This is a genomic window from Rhizobiales bacterium NRL2, from assembly GCA_001664005.1.
Taxonomy (GTDB): domain Bacteria; phylum Pseudomonadota; class Alphaproteobacteria; order Minwuiales; family Minwuiaceae; genus Minwuia.
Genome location: CP016093.1, coordinates 1,661,384 through 1,681,791, shown reverse-complemented (window position 1 = coordinate 1,681,791; position 20,408 = coordinate 1,661,384). Strand labels below are relative to the sequence as shown.

Genomic DNA, 20,408 nt, shown 5'->3' with positions numbered 1-20,408 from the left:
CGCGCTCAGAAGTCCCAGTAAAGGAACTCCGGCACCACGGCCGAGTTGGCGCGCAGCATGGCGAAACAGGCCGCGAAGGCGGCGAAGGCGAGCAGCATGCCGACCAGGTGGGGACGGTAGAGATGCGCGGCGAGCCGCCGGAGCCGTCCGCCGGGCTCGACCATGCCGGCCACCTGCGGCAGGTTCGGCAGCGCCAGGCAGAAGAGCGTCAGCGCGGCGAATATCTGCCAGCGCCAGCCGGCCAGGAAGTCCGCGCCCGCGACCGGAATGTCGAGGCCATGCAGCCCCGCCATGCCCTGCCAGACATGGATGGCGGCGGTCAGGTTATCAGCGCGGAACACGACCCAGGCGGCGACGACGAAGACCATCGTCAGCGTCCAGCCGGCCGCAAGCCCCAGGGGCCTGAGCGCCGGCAGTTCAGGTAACAGTGGCCGCATTGCGTCGCCCCAGGCGCGGTGGAGCAGCAGGCAGGCCCCGTGCATCGCCCCCCAGATGACGAAGGTCCAGCCCGCCCCGTGCCAGATGCCGCCCAGCAGCATGACGATGAACAGGTTGAGATAGGTCCGCCACGGTCCGATCCGGTTGCCGCCCAGCGGCACGTAGAGATAGTCGCGCAGGAAGGACGACAGGGTGATGTGCCAGCGCCGCCAGAAGTCGGCGATGCTGACCGCCCGGTAGGGCGAGTTGAAGTTGAACGGCAGACGGATGCTGACCATCAGCCCGATGCCGATGGCCATGTCGGAATAGCCGGAGAAGTCGAAATAGAGCTGGAAGCTGTAGGCCAGCGCCGCCGTCCATGCCTGTTCCAGCGCCAGCGGCTGGGTCAGCGCCTGGTCGAACAGCGGCGTCGCCACAGTGCCCATGGGATCGGCGATCAGCAGCTTCTTGGCCATGCCGGCGATGAAGATCATCAGACCCCATGAAAATCCCTCCGCCGTGATCCGGAAGGCCTTCGGCGCCGCGAACTCCTGCATCGTCCGCTTCTGCTGCAGGATCGGCCCGGCAATGAGCTGCGGGAAGAAGGAGACGAAGGCGGCATACTGGATGAAGTCGTGGTGGTGCGTACGCCCGTTGCGCGCGTCCACCAGGTAGGAGATCTGCTGGAAAGTGAAGAACGAGATGGCAAGCGGCAGGACGATCTCCGGCAGCGGAATGTCCGCACCGCTCAGCCATTCGATGTTCTCCTCGATGAAGTTGGCGTACTTGAACCAGCCCAGCGCGGCCAGATTGAGCGCCACGCCGAACGCCGTCAGACCCTTCGAGCGGGTGCGTTCGATGGCCCGCCCGAGGGCGAAGTTCACCAGGATCGAGGCGACGATCAGCGGCAAGTAGACCGGCTTCCAGAAGCCGTAGAAGAACAGCGACGCCGCGACGATCCAGTAGAGCTGGGCCCCGAACAGCCGCCGCGAAAGCACCACGCCGATCAACGCCAGCGGCAGGAACGCGAACAGGAACAGGTCGGAACTGAAGATCATCGCGTCGCCTGCCGGTCGCAGTAGGGGTCCATCACGGCGCGGAAGGCGTCGATCGATCGTTTCAGCCGCTCCCGCAGATCGGCCTCGTGGATATCGAGCGCTTCTGGCGGGACGGCATGCCTGCCGGCTGCGATCGCCTCCAGAATGTAGCGGTTGACCTTCGGGTGGTAGTGCGAGGCATCACGGTAGAGCTCCGGGTCGCCGGCGAAGCGGACGATGCCCTGGAAATCGAACAGCCGGTAATTGGACAGGCCCGCCAGCTCCTCATGGAGGATGCGGGCGGCGAACTCGGTATCGGCCAGCCGCCCGCCCGGATTGGCGTGCATCAGCGCCGAATAGGCCGGGATGAAGAAGTCGAACGCCGTGCCGGGGAAGTCCTCGACCAGCGGCCGGACGGACAGCCGGATGTTCCGGCGGAAATCGACCGCGTCGATATCGCCCGCGGACTGGTCCTGCCGCGCGCAGTATTCCTCGCCGACCAGATGGGGGCCGAACTCGCGCCGCTCCCCCCACTTGTTGATGCCGTCCAGCGCCTGGACGTCACCCGTCCGGCGCGCATTGCGGGCCGCATTGGCATCCAGCCAGGCCTGCAGGGTGAAGGCGTACTCCAGATCGGTCAGCGGGTTGCCGTCATAGAGATGGAACGGAAAGGTCCCGTCGCGCAGTCGCCCCGGCTCCAGGTTGAAGCGCGCCAGTTCGTATTCCCACAGCACCCGCTCGGCGCCGTGGTCACGCAGTGCGGCGCGCAACAGTTCGCTCTGCTCGGCCGGGTAGGAGCCGGCGATGGTCGCGTTCAGCGTCGGCAGACCGAGTACCTCGCCGGCCTCGTCGATGTAGAAGTTCTGGCTGATCGAGGTGCCGACGATGATCGCCTCGTAGGGCCAGGTTCGCACCAGGCCCGCCATCCGGTACTGCTCGTCGGGGACGAAGTAGTCCCGCGCCGCCGGCGGCGCGAACATGTGCAGCGGATCGATCCGCGCCAGCCAGCCCAGATAACCGACGACGACGGCCATGATCGCCGCAGGCAGGACGATCGCGACGGTGCGCGGCCTGGGCGCCGCAAGTCGCCGGGCGATCCCTCCATGGCCGACCGCGTAGGCGGCGAGCGACAGCAACAGCAGCGCCGCGGCGAAGGCCGCGGGTACATAGGGACTGAGCAACGCCGTCAGCTCGACCTCGTAGCGCCGCCCGTTCGCGGTCGGATCGCTGTTGTCGGGTGTGGAGAAACGCAACAGACCGCCGCCGACGAAGTGCGCGCCGCCGCCCTGCCCACGGATCTCGTCGGTGCCGGCGAAGGGATTGCCGATAGGCCGGCCGTCCTCCAGCAGCTGGCCGGCGACAAACCCTTTCCCCCTGTCGGACCAGGGGACATGCAGCGGCCAGGGCTGCTCGATGGGATAGAGATAGCCGACCGGGGCGAGAGCCCGGACGGCGGCGGGATCGATCGATTCCCGGTAGCGCGTGCCCTCCAGCGCCAGCCAGGCCGTGGCGCCCGCGACGACGGCCAGCGCGAGCAGCACGACATCCACGCCTCGGCGGGCCGCTCGGGAACCGGGCGCCAGCAACAGCAGCCCGCCCGCCAGCAACAGCGCCGCCGCCGCAACCATCGCGATCATCACCTCCCGGTCCAGCCGGACGAGAAACCGGGCCTCCAGCAGCGGGTCGGCGGGCGGCTCGGGGCCCAGGGTGAAATAGAAGTTCTGGACGCCGGTATGCAGATAGCCCGGCCGCGCGCCCTCACTGAGCGGTCCCTTGCTGACCCGCCCATCGGCGACGCGCCGGCCGTTGATGTAGAACTCGGTGGCCGTCCCCGACGAGCCGTAGCGCGCCGCGTCGAGAACATGCAGCGGCGGGCGCTCCCAGGAACCGACCTCCAGGCGGTGCAAGAAGAGACGTCCCTCCTGCCGTTCGGCGTCGGTAAGCGAGAACTGTTGGCTGACCGCAATGCCGCGGAGCCCTACGAACAGCGCGGCAGCGATGACCGCGATCGCGATCGCGATCAGTGCGGCGCCCACCCATTGCCGGCTCAGCCCTTCGGGGCGCTCCGATTCCAGAATGTTGTCGACCATGGGATCAGAAATGCCGCCAGCCCGCCTGCTTCAACGATATCTCACGCTCACGGGACAGAAATCTTACACCATCGCCGGCTACGACACGGCCAATGCGCGTCAGGGGAACACCGACGTCCGGCAGCACCGCTTCGACCGGCGCGGTGAAGACCAGCTCATAGTCGTCCCCGCCGGTGAAAGGCAGGGTCTCCAAGTCGCTGCCGGCGGCGATCGCCGCCCGCGCCGCCTCGGAAACCGGCACCAGATCGGCGTCGATCTCCATGCCGACGCCGGACCGGCGGGCGATGTGGCCCAGATCGGCAGCAAGGCCGTCGGAGACGTCCTGACAGGCCGTGGCGATGCCGACCAGCGCCGGCCCCAGCCAGACGCGCGCCTCCGGCACCCGATAGCGGTCGATCAGGCTCTTCCGGTACTCGGCGCGCACGGCCAGCCCGTCCCGGAGGCATTTCAGTCCAAGCGCGGCGTCGCCGACGCTGCCGGAGACGTAGACCGCCTCACCGGCCCGGGCGCCGTTGCGGCGCAGTTCACGTCCACGTTCGACCCGCCCCAGCGCCGTCAGCGAGAGCGTCAGCGGACCCGGTGTGGAGACCGTATCGCCGCCGTAGAGCGCGATGCCGAAGATCTTCTGATCCTCGGCCAGACCGGCGACGAAGGCCGCCAGCCAGTCGTCATCGCAATCGGGCGAGAGAGCGAAGGCGAGCAGATAGCCCATTGGCGTCGCGCCCATCGCTGCCAGATCGGAGAGATTGACCCGCACCAGCTTGCGGGCGATCAGGTCGGGCGGATCGTCGGCCAGGAAGTGGACGCCGGCGACCATGGCGTCCTTCGTCGCGACCCAGGCTTCGCCATGCGAGAGCTTCGGGAGAACGGCGCCGTCGTCGGAGAGAGAGAAGGCGCCCTCGCCGGCCAGGGGGGCGAGCAGCCGCTCGATGATCTCGAATTCGCCGCTTCGGCTCATCCGCCCCGGCCGGCGGCCAGTTCATCCCGCCTGATCCGCCGCGCCAGACGATCCAGCACCGCGTTGACCAGGGACGGCTCGGCGCCGCTGAAGAAGGCGTGGGAAAGGTCCACATACTCGTCGATGACCACCCGCGCGGGTACATCGATGCGGGCCAGAAGCTCATAGCCGGCAACCCTGAGCAGCGCCCTGAGCAGCGTCTCCAGCCGATCGAGATCGTAGTCCAGGCTGAGCGCGCCTTCGATCAGCCGGTCCAGTTCCAGCCGGCGGTCGTGGCTGCCGGCCACGAGGTCCTGGAAGAAATCCCGGTCTGCGCTGACCAGGGGCTCGCCGTCCAGGTCGTGACCCAGACGATGCGCCTGGAACTCGGCAATGACGGTCGCCGCATCGTCCTCGTTGAGGTCGAGCTGATAGGTCGCCTGCACGGCGTGCATGCGGGCGGCGCTGCGCTGACGCCGCGCCTGACTGCCGCCGCTGGGCTTGCGCCGGGTCATTCCTCTTCCGCGAACTGCTGGCCGAGTTCGATCATCCGCAGCACGGCCCGGGCGGCGTCCCCGCCCTTGTCCTTGCCCTTCGGATCGGCCCGCGCCCAGGCCTGATCGTGATTCTCGACCGTCAGGATGCCGTTGCCGATGGAAACGCCATCATAGACGGTCAGATCCATCAGCGCCCTGGCCGATTCGCCGGCCACGATGTCGTAGTGCGAGGTCTCGCCCCGGATGACGCAGCCCAGCGCCACGTAACCGTCATAGGAGCGCGTGCCCTGTTGAACCGCGTCCTCGGCCATGGCGATGGCGCCGGGCACTTCCAGCGCGCCGGGCACGACGATGCGGTCATAGGCGGCGCCGGCCTTCTCGAGCGCGGCGATCGCGCCCTCGGCCAGGCCGTCGGAGATGTCTTCGTAGTACCGGGCTTCGACCAGCAGGATTTGCGCGCGCGCCATGCCCTCAGTCCTCCTGAAGCGGGCGGGTGCCCACGATTTCCAGATTGTAGCCTTCCAGGCCGATGACGTGCTTGGGCGAATTGGTCAGCAGGACCATCTTGCGTACGCCGAGGTCCGTGAGAATCTGGGCGCCGATGCCGTAGTCGCGGAGATCCATCAGCTTTTCGAGGTTGTTCTGCTCCTGGGCCTGCAGGAACTCCGAGATCCGCATCTCCCGCGCCTGGCGCAGGAAGACCAGAACCCCGCGGCCTTCCTTCGCAATCTGCCGCATGGCCTGCTGCAGCCGGCCGGCCTTGCCCCCGGTTTCATGGAACAGGTCTGGCAATGGATCGTAGCCGTGCATGCGCACCAGCACCGGCTCGTCGCCGGAGATGTCGCCCTTGATGAGCGCCAGGCTCTCCGCGTACGAGACCTCCGAATCGAACACCACCAGCCGGAACTCGCCGCCCAGTTCGCTCTTGACCACGGACTCGTGGGAACGCGCGACCAGCTTGTCGAAGCGCCGCCGGTAGGCGATCAGGTCGGCGATGGTGGCGATCTTGAGATTGTGGAACTGGGCGAACTTCACCAGATCCGGCATGCGGGCCATGGTGCCGTCGTCGTTCATGATCTCGCAGATCACGCCGGCCTGGCGCAGTCCGGCCATCCGCGCGATGTCGACCGCGGCTTCCGTATGGCCGGCGCGCTGCAGGACGCCGCCGCTCTTGGCGACCAGCGGGAAGACGTGGCCGGGCGTGACGATATCCTCCGGCCCCTTTGTCAGGTCGATCGCGGTCTGGATGGTATGCGCGCGGTCCTGGGCCGAGATGCCTGTCGAGATGCCTTCGCGCGCCTCGATGGAGACCGTGAAGGCCGTCTGGTGGCGCGCCTGATTGTTCTTGCTCATCAGGTCAAGGCCGAGCTGCTCGATCCGTTCCTGGTTCATGGACAGACAGATCAGGCCGCGGCCGTACTTGGCCATGAAGTTGATCGCCTGCGGCGTCGCGAACTGGGCGGGAATGTAGAGATCCCCCTCGTTCTCCCGGTCCTCGTCGTCGACCAGGATGACCATCTTGCCGTTGCGGGCGTCCTCGACCACGTCCTCGATGGACGAAAGGTAACGTGTGAATTCCGAAGTCATTCAGATCCCTAGCCGTCGGTGTCCCTGAGCCGCGCCACATAGCGCGACAGGATGTCGATTTCCATGTTCACAGGGTCGCCGACCCGGATTTCGCCAAAGGTCGTCCGCTCCTGTGTGTGCGGAATGATGTTGATCTCGAAGCTGTCGCCGCCGACCGCATTCACCGTCAGCGACGCGCCGTTGAGCGCCACCGAACCCTTCTCGGCGACATGGCGGGCGAGTTCCTTCGGCAGTTCGAAGACGAAGCGCCGGCTGTCGCCCACCGGCTCGATTTCCCGGACCCGCGACAGACCGTCGACGTGACCCGTGACGATGTGCCCGCCCAGCTCGTCGCCCACGCGCAGGGATCGTTCCAGATTGATCCGTGCGCCCTCGCCCAGCGAACCGATGGCCGTACGGTCCAGCGTCTCCTGGGAGACGTCGACATCGAACCAGCGCGGCCCCTTGTCGACGACCGTCAGGCAGACGCCGTGACAGGCGATGGACGCGCCCATGTCGATGCTGGCCGTATCATAGGCCGTGGCGATCCGGATGCGCATGTCGCCGCGCGCCTCGACGGAGACGATGCGGCCGATGTCGGTGATGATGCCGGTGAACATGGCGTCCTTTTACGGTTCCCGCAGATAGGTTTCCAGCACGTCCTCACCGAAATGCGCGATGGCCGCCCTGCGGAACCTGGGAACGTCGGCCAGCTTCTCCAGCCCGAAGCCCCCGATCGCCGGCAGACCGTCGCCCCCGATCAGCGTCGCGGCGCGGAACCACGCCAGTTCGTCGACCAGGTCGGCGCCCACGAAGGCGGCGGCGACCCGCGCCCCGCCCTCGATCAGCAGGCGCGTGATCCCCGCCTCCGCCAGCGACCGCAGAACGTCGCCCGGCGCGGGTACCCCGGTGGCCGAAATATCGCAGCGGAACACGCGCGCCCCCCGGGCTTCCAGCGCCGCGGCGCGTGCCGGATCCGCTTCCATGCCGCAGAAGACAAGAAGCGGCGTCTGCGCCGCGGTGTCCGCCAGCCGGCCCGACGGCGGGATCGACAGCCGCGAATCGAGCACTACCCGCACCGGGCTGCGGTGCGCCAGGCCGGGAAGCCGGCAGGTCAGTTCCGGATCATCGGCCAGGGCGGTGCCGGCGCCGATCAGGATCGCATCGTGACTGGCGCGCAGCAGGTGCCCCCGCTCCCGCGCAGCGCCCGCGGTGATCCATTTCGCGTCCGATGCACGGGTGGCGATGCGCCCGTCCAGCGTCGTCGCCAGCTTCAGTGTGACCATCGGGCGGTTTGCCGTCCGGTGAAGGACGAAGCCGCGGTTGAGCGCGGCGGCCTGATCGGACAGAACGCCCGTGACCACCTCGACGCCCGCTTCACGCAGCATCTGCACGCCACGGCCATTCACCCGCTCATCGGGGTCGGTCATGGCGACCACGACCCGGGCGACGCCGGCCGCGGCCAGCGCCTCCGCACAGGGCGGCGTGACGCCGTGATGGCTGCAGGGTTCCAGCGTGACATAGGCGGTCGAACCGCGGACGGCGCCGCCGGCGCGGGCGAGCGCTTCCGTTTCGGCGTGCGGGCGGCCGCCGGGCTGGGTCCAGCCCCGGCCGATCACGCGGCCATCCGCCACCACTACGCAGCCGACGGCCGGATTGGGCGCCACCTGCCCCAGTCCGCGCCGCGCCAGCATCAGCGCGTGGGCCATGTGGCGGCGGTCGGCCTCAGTCGGGGACTTCGTCGCGCTGGCCAAGTTCGCGTCCGATGAAGTCCTCGAAGTCGGAGGCCTCGCGGAAGTTCCTGTAGACCGAAGCGAAGCGGACATAGGCGACCTGGTCCAGGTTCGCCAGCGCCCGCATGATCAGTTCGCCGATGGTCTGTGACTGGATCTCCGATTCGCCGGAGCTCTCGAGCTGGCGCACGATGGCGTTGATGGTCCGCTCGACCCGCTCGGGGTCGACCGGCCGCTTGCGGATGGCGATATCGATCGAGCGGGCGACCTTGTCGCGGTCGAAGGGCACGCGCTGGCCGTTCTTCTTCACCACGGTCAGTTCGCGGAGCTGGATCCGCTCGAATGTGGTGAACCGGCCGCCGCAGTTGGGACAGAAGCGCCGGCGCCGGATCGCCGTGTTGTCCTCGGTCGGACGTGAATCCTTCACCTGCGTGTCGGCGTTGTGACAGTACGGACAGCGCATGCCCAATCCCCCCTGGTCAGGCCGCGGTCAAAGGCCTTGCGTATAGATCGGGAACCGGCCGCAGAGCTGCTTGACCTCTTCGCGCGCCTTCGCCTCCGCGGCCCCGTTGTCGCCATTGGACTGGGCGTAGGCCTCCAGCACGTCGGCGATCAGATGCCCGACCTTCTGGAACTCCGCTTCGCCGAAGCCGCGGGTCGTTCCCGCCGGCGTGCCGAGCCGGACGCCAGACGTAACCATGGGCTTCTCCGGGTCGAATGGCACGCCATTCTTGTTGCAGGTCATGTAGGCGTTTTCCATCGTCCGTTCGGCGTCACGGCCGGTGACGCCCTTGGAGCGCAGATCGACCAGCATCAGGTGCGTGTCGGTACCGCCCGAGACGATGTCGAAGCCCCGCTCCATCAGCGCCCCGGCAAGCGCCTTCGCATTGGCCACGACCTGGCGGCTGTAGGCGTGGAACTCGGGCTTCAGCGCCTCGCCGAAGCCGGCCGCCTTGGCAGCGATGGCGTGCATCAGCGGCCCGCCCTGAAGTCCGGGGAAAACGGCCGAGTTGATCTTCTTGCCCAGCGCCTCGTCGCGGCTGAGGATCAGCCCGCCGCGGGCGCAGCGCAGGGTCTTGTGGGTCGTCGAAGTGACGATCTGCGCATGGTCCAGCGGGTTCGGGTGCACCCCGCCGGCGACCAGACCGGCGAAATGCGCCATGTCGACCATCAGCCAGGCGCCGACCTCGTCGGCGATCTCCCTGAAACGCTTGAAGTCGATGATGCGCGGATAGGCCGATCCGCCGGCGATGATCAGCTTCGGCCTGTATTCCTTCGCCAGCTTCTCCACCTGATCGAAGTCGATCAGGGCATCCTCGCGCCGGACGCCGTACTGAACGGCCTTGAACCACTTGCCGGACTGGTTCGGTGCGGCGCCGTGAGTCAGGTGCCCGCCGGCGTCCAGCGACATGCCCATGACCGTGTCGCCCGGCTGCAGCAGCGCCATGAAGACGGCCTGGTTGGCCTGAGCGCCCGAATGGGGCTGAACGTTGGCGAAGCTGCAGTCGAACAGCTTGCAGGCCCGCTCGATCGCCAGCCGCTCGGCGATGTCCACGAACTCGCAACCGCCATAGTAACGCCGGCCCGGATAGCCTTCGGCGTACTTGTTCTGGAACACCGTCGCCATCGCCTTGATGACCGCGGGGCTGGCAATGTTCTCGGAGGCGATGAGTTCGATCTGGTTCTGCTGACGGTCCATCTCCAGCCGGAAGGACTCGAACAGTTCGGGATCGTCGCGCTCCAGGTCCGCCGACCAGAAATCACGCACCGCGTCGGTTGCTTCAGCCATGCTCATTCTACCTGTCCTCATCGCCTTGGGCCGCGAGGCCCAGTTTGTCGACCCGGCGCTGATGCCGTCCGCCCTCGAACTCCGTCTCGAAGAAGATGCGCACGCAATCCCGGGCCGTTTCTATGCCGATGACCCGCGCGCCGAGCGCGAGCACGTTGGCGTCATTGTGCAGCCGCGTGAGCCGGGCTGACGTCGCGTCGCTGACTGCGGCGGCGCGGACCTTCGGCTCGCGGTTGGCGGCCATGGATATGCCGATGCCGGTGCCGCAGACCAGAATGCCGCGTTCGGCCCGGCCATCGCGGATGGCGGCCGCCAGCCGCCATCCGAAATCCGGATAGTCGACGGAATCGGCGCTGTCGGTTCCGACGTCGAGCACCGTGTGCCCGAGCGCCTCGACGTCCGTCTTCAGCGCCTCCTTCATCTCGAAGCCGGCGTGATCCGCTGCCATGACGACGGTAACCATGCGCCTTCCATCCGTTTCCGGGAACAAGGCCGGGGGCATACCACATCTTGTGGAGAAATGCGAAGCGGCACGCGCGGCCGCTCACGCCGATGCGACGCATTGACCGGCCATTCCGGGCCGCCGGAACGCCACTCGCGCCGATAGCCGAGCGCATGGCCAGTTAGCGTATAAAGCGATTGATCAACCCGGAACGCTATCTTACCGTCATGAAAATGTACCAAGATCAACCGGAACAGAGTGGGGAAATGACCGTGGACCGAGCAGAAAGCGACGAACAGACGGAGGCCCGGAACCTGCTTCGCATGACGTCCAGCGTCTCGGCCGCCTATCTGGCCAATAATCAGGTAGCGCCGGGCGATGTGCACACGGTGATTGTGACCGTCCGGTCTGCGCTCAGCGCATTGATGCGGCCTGCCGACGACCGGAATATTGCACCTCCGGAACCGGCGGTGCCGATCAAGCGTTCCGTCACGCCCGACCATCTGGTGTGTCTGGAAGACGGCAAGAAGCTGAAGATGCTGAAGCGCTATCTTCGGGCCAGATACGACATGACGCCGGACGATTATCGCGCCAGGTGGAACCTGCCGCCCGACTATCCCATGGTGGCGCCGAACTACGCGCGGCAGCGGTCGGAGTTCGCCCGCCGCATCGGCCTCGGCAGGAAGTAGCCCCGCCCCTTCGCCGGGCGGCCCGCCTCAGTGCCGCTCCGGTATCAGCCCCTTTGGCGCGAATCGCATCACCAGCAGCAGGATGGCTCCCATCAGCAGGTAGCGCGTGTAGGCGGCGCCGGCGACCAGGTGCTGCGACAGGAAGGAATCGTCGGCCATGGGCAGGGTAATGGTCTGCATGAACCAGTTGCCGAGCGGCTCCGCCTCGACCCACAGGAACCAGATCACGAAACCGCCGAGGACAGCGCCCCAGTTGTTGCCCGACCCGCCGAGAATGACCATCACCCAGATCAGGAAGGTGAAGCGCAGCGGGATGTAGCTGGTCGGCGTGAGCTGCCCGTCCAGCGTGGTCAGCATGGCGCCGGCGATGCCGCAGGTGGCGCAGCCCAGGACGAAGACCTGCAGATGGCGGCCGGTGACGTCCTTGCCCATCGCCGAGGCGGCTTCGCGGTTGTCGCGGATCGCCCGCATCATCCGCCCCCAGGGCGATCGCAGCGCACGCTCCGCGAACCACATGACGATCGCCAGCACCAGGAGGAACAACGCCGCGTAGCACAGTTTGACGAACAGGCCTGCGAGATCGGAGAGATCCGGGGCTCCCAGCGTGTCGGCGAGACCGATGAACCAGTCCTGCTGCACCAGCACGACCTCGTAGGGCACCGGGCGCGGCAGGCCGGTGACGTTCTTCACGCCCCGGGTCAGCCATTCCTCGTACTTGATGACGGCGATGATGATCTCTGAAATGCCCAGCGTGGCGATGGCGAGATAGTCGGCCCTGAGGCCGAGCGCGATCTTGCCGATGAACCAGGCCGCGCCGGCCGCGACCAGCCCGCCCAGCGGCCAGGCCAGCACGATCGGCAGCCCCATGCCGCCGAGATAGCCGGTCTGGGCCGAATCGACGGCCTCGATCTGCCGCGCCGCCGGCACGAAGAACTCCGAGATCAGGAAATAGCCGGCAATCATCAGCACGATGGTCACCGGCAGCCGCATCGTCCGTGGCGTCAGGCGCCGGGCAACGATGATGGCGACCACCGTGGCGGCCAGGCTGAGGGCCGCGAGCAGGATATCGGTCCCGCCCGCCGCCCAGGCGGCGTCGACCGGCGGCATGGATACCAGAACCGCGGTCAGACCGCCCAGCGCCGTGAAGCCCATGATGCCGACGTTGAACAGGCCGGCATAGCCCCACTGCATGTTCACACCGAGCGCCATGATCGACGAGATCAGGCACAGGTTCACGATGCCCAGCGCGACGTTCCAGCTCTGATAGAAGCCGACGAAGATCAGCAGCAGCGCCATCGCGCCGAAGAGAAAGAGCTTCCGGGACATCATTGGATCACCTTCCCGCGGATGATTCCGGTCGGCCGGATCAACAGCACCGCCACGAGGATGATGAAGGAGACGGCGAACTTGTACTCCGTCGACAGGAGCTGCACGAGGCCCTCCGGCGCCCATTCCTCGGGGCCGAGATAGCCCAGGAACTTCTTGAAGGCGTAGGTGACCATGACCTCGGAGAAGGCGACGACGAAGCCGCCGAGGATGGCGCCCACCGGCTGGCCGATGCCGCCCAGGATGGTGGCGGCGAAGATCGGCAGCAGGATCTGCAGGAAGATGAACGGCTTGTAGGTCTTGTCCAGGCCGTAGAGGGTGCCGGCGATCGCCGCGAGGGTCGCGGTGATGATCCAGGCGATCATGACCACGCGGTCCGGATCCACGCCTGACAGCAGTGCCAGATCCTCGTCGTCGGAATAGGCCCGCATGGCCTTGCCGGCCCGGGTCTTCTGCAGGAACCAGAACAGCGCGGCCATCACCGCGACGGCGACCACGACCGTCAGCACCTGCGTCTGCTTCAGCGCGATGCCTTCCCTGAGGCCGGTGACCTCCCGGAAATCGCCTGCGGTGAAGATGAAACGCGCGCCGTCGGTGAAGGTCTGGTCGTCGGGGCCGATGATGATGCGGATCAGACCGGCCAGCACGAACATCACGCCGACCGAGACGATGGCGAAGACGATCGGATTGGAATGCTGGCGATGATAGAAGCGGAACACGAAGCGGTTGGCGGCCAGCGCCATCAGGATCGTGCTGGCGATGCCGATGGGCAGGGCCAGCAGCGCCGTGGGAAAGGGCGCGATGCCGATCCCCTGCGCCTGCATCCACCAGGTGGCCAGAATGGTCGACATGGCCCCCCAGGACATCATCTCGCCATGGGAGAAGTTGGCGAAGCGCAGAATGCCGAAGATCAGCGTCACGCCGAGCGCGCCGAGCGAAAGCTGCGCGCCATAGGCGATGGCCGGCACCAGGACGAAATTGGTGATCAGCGCGAGGGCGTTGAGAATGTCCATTCAGCCCCCCAGGAACGAACGACGGACTTCCTCGTTGGCGAGCAGCGCCTCGCCGGTGTCCGTGAAACGGTTCTGGCCCTGCACCAGCACGAAGCCGTGGTCGGCGATCTCCAGCGCCTGGCGGGCATTCTGTTCCACCATCAGGATGGCGATGCCGGTCCGGGCGATCTCGAGGATACGGTCGAACAGTTCGTCCATGACGATGGGGGAGACGCCCGCCGTCGGTTCGTCGAGCATCAGCAGTTTCGGTGCGGTCATCAGCGCCCGGCCCACCGCGACCTGCTGGCGCTGGCCGCCGGAGAGTTCGCCGGCGGGCTGGTTCCGCTTCTCGCGAAGCACCGGGAACAGCTCGTAGACCCGTTCCATGGTCTCGCCGTATTCGTCGTCGCGGATGAAGGCCCCCATCTCCAGGTTCTCCTCGACCGTCATGGAGACGAAGACATTGCGGTTCTGGGGCACGAAGCCCATCCCTTGGCGCACACGCTCCTGCGGCGCCATCCGCGTGATGTCCTGGCCATCGAGCACCACCGCGCCCTTGCGCAGGTTCAGCATGCCGAAGATCGCCTTCATGGCCGTCGACTTGCCGGCGCCGTTCGGACCGACCACGACAGCGATCTCGCCCTTGTCGACGATGATGTCGCAGTCCTCGATGATGTCGGGGCCGCTGCCGTATCCGCCGGTCATGCCGGTCGCGGAAAGGAAGCTCATGACGTCGCCTGCCGCTCGTGCTTGCGGCCGGTGCCGAGATAGGCCTCGATGACCTCCTCGTCGTTCTTCACCTCGTCGATCGTGCCCTGCATCAGCAGCCGCCCCTCCGCCATGACGATCACCGGATCGCAGAGCCGGGCGATGAAGTCCATGTCGTGTTCGATCATGCAGAACGTATAGCCGCGCTCCTCGTTCAGGCGCTGGATCGAGGTGGCGATGGTGTTCAGCAGCGTTCGGTTGACGCCGGCGCCGACTTCGTCGAGGAGCACGATCTTGGCGTCGACCATCATCGTGCGGCCCAGTTCCAGCAGCTTCTTCTGGCCGCCCGAAAGGTTGCCCGCGAGTTCGTTTTCCAGATGCGAGATCTGCAGGAAGTCGAGCACTTCGCGGGCGCGGTCGGCGACGCGCGCCTCGACCTCGCGGACGCGGCGGTAGTCGAACCAGGCGTGGCGAAGCTGTTCGCCGGGCTGCTGGTCCGGCACGACCATCAGGTTCTCCAGCACCGTCAGGGTGGCGAACTCGTGCGCGATCTGGAAGGTGCGCAGCAGGCCCTTGTGGAACAGTTCGTGCGACTGCAGTTCGGTCACGTCCTCGCCGTCCAGCAGGATCTGGCCCGAGGAGGGCGGGAATACGCCGGCGATGATGTTGAACAGCGTGGTCTTGCCCGCGCCGTTCGGACCGATGAGGCCGGTGATCGAGCCCCGGGCGATATCCAGCGTCACGCCGTCGACGGCGTGAATGCCGCCGAAGTGCTTGGTGACGTTCCTGACGGTGATCATGGGTTCTGAAGCCGGGAAAGAAGCGGCCGGGATTGTCCCGGCCGCTTCCCCGTCCCGTTCGGGTGTTGGCGGATCAGTGGTACTTGACCGTGGTGAACTCGCCGTCCTTGACGACCGACTCGCGGAAGCTGCCGGCCGCCTCGCCGGGGCCGATCAGTTCGACCGCGCCGGCGCCGACATAGTCGATGTCACCGCCGTCGGCCAGGATCTGCAGGGCCTTCTTCAGTTCGCCCGGATAGATCTTCTCACCCGGCGCGTTGGCGACCTTCGTGACGTGGTCCTTGTAGACCGCGCTGTCGGTGGAGCCCGCCGACTGCATCGCCAGCAGCAGGATCGCCGAGGCGTCGTAGGCTTCCGGCACATAGGGGTCGTCGCCCTTGAAGCCCTTGCCCTCGCTCATCTTCGCCAGCATGTCGGCGCCCGGGCTGTCGGTGCCGGGGTTGGTGCCGATGGAGCCGTCGATGGACGCGCCGAAATTGTCGGTGAGCGATTCGCCGACCATGCCGTCAGGCAGCATGAAGGTATCGAAGGCGCCCGTGTCCAGCGCGGCCTGGATCATGCCCTTGCCACCCTGGTCCAGATAGCCGGCGACGATCAGCAGTTCGCCGCCCGCGGACGCCAGCGTCGCGACCTCGGCCGAGTAGTCGGCCTTGCCGTCCTCGTGCGAGGCGACGGCGGTGATGTTGCCGCCCATGCTCTCGAAGCCGGACTGGATCGCATCCGCCAGGCCCTTGCCGTAGTCGTTGTTGGTGTAGGTCAGGGCCGCGTTCTTGATGCCCTTTTCGGTCAGGATCTTGGCGATGATCTCACCCTGACGCGCATCGGACGGCGCGGTGCGGAAGAAGTAGCCGTCATCCTCGATCGTCGACAGCGCCGGCGACGTCGCCGACGGCGAGATCATGACGATGCCGTTGGCGCGCACGACGTTGTTCAGCACCGCCGTGGTGGCGCCGGAACAGGTCGCGCCGACAATGCCGACCACGCCTTCCGAGGTGATCAGGCGTTCGGCCGCGGCCGTCGCGGCGGCGGCGTCGATGCAGGTGCTGTCGCCGCGGACGGAGACGACCTTGCGGCCGCCCAGGAACATCCCGCTGTCGGAAACTTCCTGAATGGCAAGTTCGCCGCCCATCGCCATGGGCTTGACGAGCGACTCCGTCGGGCCGGTGAAGCCCTGCAGCATGCCGACCTTGACGTCGTCGGCGAGCGCCGCGCCACTGGCCATTACGGCGGCGAAAACAAGCGGAAGCATTCGTTTCATGGTGTTATCTCCCTTTGTACCCCTGACACACTCTGCATCTTTGGCGGCGTCATTTCCAGAGCGCGTGTATCCGGGACACGTCCCACGCCTATCGCCGCCCGCCCGCGATCCTCACAGCATCGGGGTGCGCGCGCAACCGCGCCATCGCAACGCAGCCGAGCAGCGGCCCCGCGGCGATGATCCAGAACGCCCATTCCCAGCCCATGAGTTCGGCCGCCTCCGGCAGCAGGTGCAGCGGCGCCAGCGTCAGCAGGAAGCCGAGCGACGTCTGGGCCGTGACCATGGTGCCGACACGCTCCCGGTCGGCCAGTTCCATCACCGCCGAGGAAAACTGGGCTGAATCGGCGATCACCACCACGCCCCAGAACAGGCATAGCGCGATCAGAGGGCCGGGCGGACCGCCGAACAGGAAGCCGACGGTCATGCAGCAGGCGGCGCTCATCGCCATGGCGGCGATGGTCACCGTGGTGCGGCCGATCCGGTCGGCGACGAGGCCCGCGCCGATGGCCCCGATGGCGCCGGCGCCGAGCACGCCGAATGCCGTCAGGGAAGCATGGTAGCCCGCGCGCGGATCGCCCTCGCCATACCAGGCGCTGAAGGAGGCATGCAGGAAGACCGCGATCCAGCCCCAGACGGCGTAGAGTTCCCACATGTGTCCGAAATAGCCGAAATTGGCGAGCCTGAGCGCCCGGCTGCGCCAGCCCTCCAGCACTGCGGCAGGCCGGAACGCCGCCGCAGGCAGCGCGTTCGGCCCCAGCCGCACCAGCAGCACGAGGGCGGCGGCAAGCACACAGGCGGCGGAACTGACATAGAGGGTCACCCGCCAGTCCAGGCCCTGCAGGAAGGCCTGGCTGAGGTGCGGCGCGCCCGAGCCTAGCGTCAATGCGCCCACCAGGATGCCGACCAGCAGGCCCATGTCGCCCTTCGCCCAGGTCGAAACCATCTTCATGCCGACGGGATAGCAGCCGGCGAGGCTCGCCCCGATCGTCAGCCGCAGGACCGGCACCAGCGGCGAGGCCGGGTCGAGGAAGGCGACGGCCGCGTTGGCGGCGCCGGCAAGCAGCGCTGCGCCGCAGAAGAAATACTGGGGCCGCCAGCGGTCGGCGAGGCCCAGGATCGCGCTGGTCAGCGTGCCGACGACGAAGCCGACCGAGAGCATGGAGGAATAGAGCGAGGCCTGCAGATCGCTGATCTGTGTTTCGGCGCGGATCGCCGGCAGCGTCGCCGCTCCCGTGAACCACACGCTCAGCGCCGCGATCTCGGCGACGCACAGCAGACCGATGGCCGTCGCCTTCCCCCTCACCGCCCCGATTTCCCCCTGTCAGTCCTGATCGCCGGCGCGCGGACGCTCCAGCACGGTGACGCGATGCATCAGCCGGCGCGCCGGATGGAAGTCGGCGACGGCATAGTGGATCGTGGAGCGGTTGTCCCACATGGCGACACAGTCCGGACTCCAGCGGAAACGCACCTGGAACTCGGGCGCCTTGCAGTGCTCGAACAGGTAGGCCAGCAGATGCCGGCTCTCGCTCTCCGACATGCCGTCGATGTGGCGGGTGAAGCTTTCGTTGACGAACAGCGCCTTGCGCCCGCTCTCGGGATGGGCCCGGGCCACGGGATGGCTGACCGGCGGGAACTGCCGCCGCGCCGCTTCCATCAGCCGCCCGCGCTCTCCGTCCCAGAGGCGCTTCTTCACCGGCCGTTCGTAGAGCTTCATGAAATCGTGGGTGGCGGTCAGCCCCTCCAGGTGGCGCTGCATCCGGTCCGGCAGCCCCTCCCACGCGGCGAACATGCCTGCCCAGACGGTGTCACCGCCGCAATCGGGCACCACGACCGAACGCAGCACCGAGGCGAAGTCGGGCTCGGCCGCGAAGGAATAGTCGGAATGCCAGTTGTTGACCGTGGGCGGACGGTCAGCGTCGTTCGCCAGTACCGAGACATACGGGTTCGCCTCATGCACCAGGAACATGGAATCCGGAACGCGCGGCACGTGACCGAAGCGGCGCGCGAACGCGACCTGCCGATCGGGCGTGATCGGCTGATCCCGGAAGAACAGGACCCCGTGCTCGATCAGCGCGGCGCGCAGCCGCGCGACGGTCGCCTCCGCAAGGTCAGCGCCCAGGTCGACACCGCGCACTTCCGCGCCGACGCCCGGCGTGACCGGCCGGATCTCGGGCTGGTCCGGTTCGAATTCGACATGTTGGGCCAGAGTCATGGCATTGATCCTCCCCGTTCGCCGGGACACCCTAACATCGGATTCCCGGCGACGCCCTGAAAGCTTGATGGAGCGCCCATGCACACGATTCGTGACGCCCGACCCGACGAAACGGGCCTTCTCGGCCTTCTCTGGCACGACGCCTGGCACGAAAGCCATGCCTCGTGCGTGCCGGCGGAGCTGACCCGGCTTCGCAGCCTGGAGAGTTTCCAGTCGCGGATCGCCCGGATGCTGGCGGATACCCGGGTCGCCTGCGCGTGCGTCGACCCGGTCGGTTTCCGCACGCTGAAGGACGACGAACTGCACCAGATCTTCGTCCGGGCCGATGCGCGGGGAAGCGGCGCGGCGGCGGCCTTGCTGGCCGACGGGGAGACCGGCCTGCGGCGTGCAGGCGTGAGAACGGCCTGGCTGGCCTGCGCAGTAGGCAACGAACGCGCGGCCGCCTTCTACCGAAAGCACGGCTGGCATGTGGCCCGAACCGAAATCGAACAGGTCGAAACCGGCGCAGGCGAGAGCCACTTTCCGCTGCGTGTCTGGCGTTTCGAGAAGCGGTTGGACGAGCACTGAGCGATTTCGTCTATTCCCAGTTGTCCGATTGCCCCGGCGTCATCTAACATTCCCTTCAGCGGGCATCAGAAACAAACAACGCACCGCAACAGGGAAAAGGGGAGGATGACATGTCCTTTATGAGAAACTGCGCCTGGGCCGCCGGCGCCCTGGCGGCCGCCGGGTTCGCCACATCGGCGGCCACGGCGGACGACATCAAGCTGCCGGGCACGCTGGTGGTCACGGCCTATGACGTCGGCTCGTCGGGCTACAGCCAGATGGTCGGCCTCGGCTCGATCCTGAAGAACAACTACGGCACCAATGTCCGCGTCCTGCCGGGCAAGAACGACGTCTCCCGCCTCGGCCCCGTCAAGGCGGGCCGCGCGCAGTTCACCGCGACGGGTTCGGATTCCGTCTACGCGCAGGAAGGCGTCTTCACCTTCGGCACGCGCGACTGGGGGCCGCAGCCGCTGCGCATGCACCTGCTGGCGATCGGCAATGGCGCCGCGGTCGGCATGGTCACGCCCGGCGACAAGTCGATCGGGACCATGGACCAGATCAAGGGCAAGCGCGTCGCCTGGATCCGCGGCGCGCCGGCGCTGAACAAGGCGGTCGAGGCCATGATGGCCTGCTTCGGCGTCGGCTGGGACGACGTCGAAAAGGTCGAGTTCGGCGGTCACGGGCCGGCGGTCGACGGCTTCATCAACGACGAGGTCGACGCGCTGAACAACGCCACCTTCTCGGCGCTGAACAAGAAGATCGAAGCCAGCCCGCGCGGCATCCACTATCCGGTGGTGCCGAACGATCCGCAGTGCTGGGAGCGCCTGAACGCGGTCGTCCCCTGGTACCTGCCGACCTTCGCCACCGTGGGCACCGGCATGGCCGAGGGCGGCCAGTGGATGGCCAATACCCCCTACCCGATCCTTGTTTCCAACCCGGACGTCGAGGCCGAGACCTCCTACAGCATCGTCAAGGCGATGGACACGCACTTCGACACCTTCAAGGACACCGCGCCGGGCGCCGCCGGCTGGGCCATGGAGAACCAGCAGTTCCACAAGCTGCTGCCGTACCACGAGGGCGCGATCAAGTACTTCAAGGAGGTCGGCGTGTGGCCGGAGGGTCAGGACGAGATCCAGGCGGGCAGCCTGAAGCGTCAGGACGTGCTCCGGACCGCGTGGGCAACCTATGTCAAGGACGCACCGGAGGATGACGAGGCCTTCAACAAGGGCTGGATGAAGGCGCGCGCCGACGCGCTGGAGGCCGCCGGCATGACGGTCATCTTCTACGAGTGGTGACCGCCTGAACGCCGAACGCCGGTTCCCGCCGTCACGGCGCGGGGACCGGCGCCGGTTTCACGACAGATCATTGA

Annotated in this window: 21 protein-coding genes; 3 read left to right on the top strand and 18 right to left on the bottom strand. The window is 67.1% G+C overall.

The window, feature by feature from the left end:
* Positions 1-5 precede the first annotated feature (5 nt).
* From TEF_07785 to TEF_07735, 11 genes are read right to left on the bottom strand one after another with little or no spacing between them, the layout of a single operon-like run.
* Positions 6-1,475, bottom strand: coding sequence for a hypothetical protein (locus TEF_07785; protein ID ANK80710.1), 1,470 nt, complete (start codon positions 1,473-1,475; stop codon positions 6-8).
* Complete coding sequence (locus tag TEF_07780; GenBank protein ID ANK80709.1) at positions 1,472-3,544, bottom strand: hypothetical protein; 2,073 nt, start codon at positions 3,542-3,544, stop codon at positions 1,472-1,474. The genes TEF_07785 and TEF_07780 overlap by 4 nt, the downstream gene beginning before the upstream one ends.
* A gap of 4 nt (positions 3,545-3,548) precedes the next feature.
* Positions 3,549-4,502: a thiamine-phosphate kinase gene (locus TEF_07775; protein ANK80708.1), complete on the bottom strand. Its 954-nt coding sequence runs from the start codon at positions 4,500-4,502 to the stop codon at positions 3,549-3,551.
* A complete protein-coding gene (locus tag TEF_07770; GenBank protein ID ANK80707.1) occupies positions 4,499-4,996 on the bottom strand; it encodes a transcription antitermination factor NusB in 498 nt (165 codons plus the stop codon). Before TEF_07770 ends, TEF_07775 begins: the two co-directional genes overlap by 4 nt.
* Positions 4,993-5,445: a 6,7-dimethyl-8-ribityllumazine synthase gene (locus tag TEF_07765; protein ID ANK80706.1), complete on the bottom strand. Its 453-nt coding sequence runs from the start codon at positions 5,443-5,445 to the stop codon at positions 4,993-4,995. Before TEF_07765 ends, TEF_07770 begins: the two co-directional genes overlap by 4 nt.
* A 4-nt stretch (positions 5,446-5,449) precedes the next feature.
* Positions 5,450-6,565 (bottom strand): 3,4-dihydroxy-2-butanone-4-phosphate synthase, encoded by a 1,116-nt coding sequence (locus tag TEF_07760; protein ID ANK80705.1) that lies wholly within the window; start codon positions 6,563-6,565, stop codon positions 5,450-5,452.
* Positions 6,566-6,573: 8 nt separating this feature from the next.
* Positions 6,574-7,164 (bottom strand): riboflavin synthase subunit alpha, encoded by a 591-nt coding sequence (locus TEF_07755; protein ID ANK80704.1) that lies wholly within the window; start codon positions 7,162-7,164, stop codon positions 6,574-6,576.
* A gap of 9 nt (positions 7,165-7,173) precedes the next feature.
* Positions 7,174-8,253: a riboflavin biosynthesis protein RibD gene (locus TEF_07750; GenBank protein ID ANK83345.1), complete on the bottom strand. Its 1,080-nt coding sequence runs from the start codon at positions 8,251-8,253 to the stop codon at positions 7,174-7,176.
* Positions 8,254-8,269: 16 nt separating this feature from the next.
* On the bottom strand, positions 8,270-8,740 hold the full coding sequence (locus TEF_07745; GenBank protein ANK80703.1) for a transcriptional regulator NrdR: 471 nt from the start codon (positions 8,738-8,740) through the stop codon (positions 8,270-8,272).
* Positions 8,741-8,767: 27 nt separating this feature from the next.
* Complete coding sequence (gene glyA / locus TEF_07740) at positions 8,768-10,072, bottom strand: serine hydroxymethyltransferase (protein ANK80702.1); 1,305 nt, start codon at positions 10,070-10,072, stop codon at positions 8,768-8,770.
* A gap of 1 nt (position 10,073) precedes the next feature.
* The gene (locus tag TEF_07735) at positions 10,074-10,529 is read right to left on the bottom strand and encodes a ribose 5-phosphate isomerase B (protein ID ANK80701.1); all 456 of its coding nucleotides are present in this window, start codon (positions 10,527-10,529) and stop codon (positions 10,074-10,076) included.
* A gap of 245 nt (positions 10,530-10,774) precedes the next feature.
* Here TEF_07735 and TEF_07730 point away from each other — a divergent pair, with 245 nt between their 5' ends.
* Positions 10,775-11,197: a transcriptional regulator gene (locus TEF_07730; GenBank protein ANK80700.1), complete on the top strand. Its 423-nt coding sequence runs from the start codon at positions 10,775-10,777 to the stop codon at positions 11,195-11,197.
* Positions 11,198-11,224: 27 nt separating this feature from the next.
* On the opposite strand, the gene TEF_07725 is transcribed toward TEF_07730, so the two are convergent.
* The 7 genes from TEF_07725 to TEF_07695 form a co-directional block, all read right to left on the bottom strand.
* Positions 11,225-12,523, bottom strand: coding sequence for a branched-chain amino acid ABC transporter permease (locus TEF_07725; GenBank protein ANK80699.1), 1,299 nt, complete (start codon positions 12,521-12,523; stop codon positions 11,225-11,227).
* The gene (locus TEF_07720; GenBank protein ID ANK80698.1) at positions 12,523-13,536 is read right to left on the bottom strand and encodes a branched-chain amino acid ABC transporter permease; all 1,014 of its coding nucleotides are present in this window, start codon (positions 13,534-13,536) and stop codon (positions 12,523-12,525) included. The genes TEF_07725 and TEF_07720 overlap by 1 nt, the downstream gene beginning before the upstream one ends.
* On the bottom strand, positions 13,537-14,244 hold the full coding sequence (locus TEF_07715; GenBank protein ANK80697.1) for an ABC transporter ATP-binding protein: 708 nt from the start codon (positions 14,242-14,244) through the stop codon (positions 13,537-13,539).
* Positions 14,241-15,023: an ABC transporter ATP-binding protein gene (locus TEF_07710; GenBank protein ID ANK80696.1), complete on the bottom strand. Its 783-nt coding sequence runs from the start codon at positions 15,021-15,023 to the stop codon at positions 14,241-14,243. The genes TEF_07715 and TEF_07710 overlap by 4 nt, the downstream gene beginning before the upstream one ends.
* Before the next feature lie 73 nt (positions 15,024-15,096).
* The gene (locus TEF_07705) at positions 15,097-16,281 is read right to left on the bottom strand and encodes a branched-chain amino acid ABC transporter substrate-binding protein (GenBank protein ANK80695.1); all 1,185 of its coding nucleotides are present in this window, start codon (positions 16,279-16,281) and stop codon (positions 15,097-15,099) included.
* A gap of 88 nt (positions 16,282-16,369) precedes the next feature.
* A complete protein-coding gene (locus TEF_07700; GenBank protein ID ANK80694.1) occupies positions 16,370-17,584 on the bottom strand; it encodes an MFS transporter in 1,215 nt (404 codons plus the stop codon).
* An 18-nt stretch (positions 17,585-17,602) separates the two neighbouring features.
* Entirely contained in the window at positions 17,603-18,493 is an 891-nt protein-coding gene (locus tag TEF_07695; protein ID ANK80693.1) for a hypothetical protein, read from the bottom strand.
* 78 nt (positions 18,494-18,571) lie between these two features.
* Here TEF_07695 and TEF_07690 point away from each other — a divergent pair, with 78 nt between their 5' ends.
* Both TEF_07690 and TEF_07685 read left to right on the top strand, forming a co-directional pair.
* Positions 18,572-19,060, top strand: coding sequence for a hypothetical protein (locus TEF_07690; protein ID ANK80692.1), 489 nt, complete (start codon positions 18,572-18,574; stop codon positions 19,058-19,060).
* Positions 19,061-19,179: 119 nt separating this feature from the next.
* On the top strand, positions 19,180-20,334 hold the full coding sequence (locus TEF_07685; GenBank protein ID ANK80691.1) for a hypothetical protein: 1,155 nt from the start codon (positions 19,180-19,182) through the stop codon (positions 20,332-20,334).
* Positions 20,335-20,408 lie beyond the last annotated feature (74 nt).

Excerpts from the sequence above, each read along its gene's own strand:
- TEF_07780 (ANK80709.1), bottom strand. The coding sequence starts at position 3,544 with ATGGTCGACAACATTCTGGAATCGGAGCGCCCCGAAGGGCTGAGCCGG.
- TEF_07710 (ANK80696.1), bottom strand. The coding sequence starts at position 15,023 with ATGATCACCGTCAGGAACGTCACCAAGCACTTCGGCGGCATTCACGCC.
- TEF_07755 (ANK80704.1), bottom strand. The coding sequence starts at position 7,164 with ATGTTCACCGGCATCATCACCGACATCGGCCGCATCGTCTCCGTCGAG.
- TEF_07725 (ANK80699.1), bottom strand. The coding sequence starts at position 12,523 with ATGTCCCGGAAGCTCTTTCTCTTCGGCGCGATGGCGCTGCTGCTGATC.
- TEF_07785 (ANK80710.1), bottom strand. The coding sequence starts at position 1,475 with ATGATCTTCAGTTCCGACCTGTTCCTGTTCGCGTTCCTGCCGCTGGCG.
- TEF_07695 (ANK80693.1), bottom strand. The coding sequence starts at position 18,493 with ATGACTCTGGCCCAACATGTCGAATTCGAACCGGACCAGCCCGAGATC.
- TEF_07760 (ANK80705.1), bottom strand. The coding sequence starts at position 6,565 with ATGACTTCGGAATTCACACGTTACCTTTCGTCCATCGAGGACGTGGTC.
- TEF_07730 (ANK80700.1), top strand. The coding sequence starts at position 10,775 with ATGACCGTGGACCGAGCAGAAAGCGACGAACAGACGGAGGCCCGGAAC.
- TEF_07685 (ANK80691.1), top strand. The coding sequence starts at position 19,180 with ATGAGAAACTGCGCCTGGGCCGCCGGCGCCCTGGCGGCCGCCGGGTTC.
- TEF_07705 (ANK80695.1), bottom strand. The coding sequence starts at position 16,281 with ATGAAACGAATGCTTCCGCTTGTTTTCGCCGCCGTAATGGCCAGTGGC.
- TEF_07735 (ANK80701.1), bottom strand. The coding sequence starts at position 10,529 with ATGGTTACCGTCGTCATGGCAGCGGATCACGCCGGCTTCGAGATGAAG.
- TEF_07720 (ANK80698.1), bottom strand. The coding sequence starts at position 13,536 with ATGGACATTCTCAACGCCCTCGCGCTGATCACCAATTTCGTCCTGGTG.
- TEF_07715 (ANK80697.1), bottom strand. The coding sequence starts at position 14,244 with ATGAGCTTCCTTTCCGCGACCGGCATGACCGGCGGATACGGCAGCGGC.
- TEF_07690 (ANK80692.1), top strand. The coding sequence starts at position 18,572 with ATGCACACGATTCGTGACGCCCGACCCGACGAAACGGGCCTTCTCGGC.
- TEF_07770 (ANK80707.1), bottom strand. The coding sequence starts at position 4,996 with ATGACCCGGCGCAAGCCCAGCGGCGGCAGTCAGGCGCGGCGTCAGCGC.
- TEF_07775 (ANK80708.1), bottom strand. The coding sequence starts at position 4,502 with ATGAGCCGAAGCGGCGAATTCGAGATCATCGAGCGGCTGCTCGCCCCC.
- glyA (ANK80702.1), bottom strand. The coding sequence starts at position 10,072 with ATGAGCATGGCTGAAGCAACCGACGCGGTGCGTGATTTCTGGTCGGCG.
- TEF_07765 (ANK80706.1), bottom strand. The coding sequence starts at position 5,445 with ATGGCGCGCGCGCAAATCCTGCTGGTCGAAGCCCGGTACTACGAAGAC.
- TEF_07745 (ANK80703.1), bottom strand. The coding sequence starts at position 8,740 with ATGCGCTGTCCGTACTGTCACAACGCCGACACGCAGGTGAAGGATTCA.
- TEF_07750 (ANK83345.1), bottom strand. The coding sequence starts at position 8,253 with ATGGCCCACGCGCTGATGCTGGCGCGGCGCGGACTGGGGCAGGTGGCG.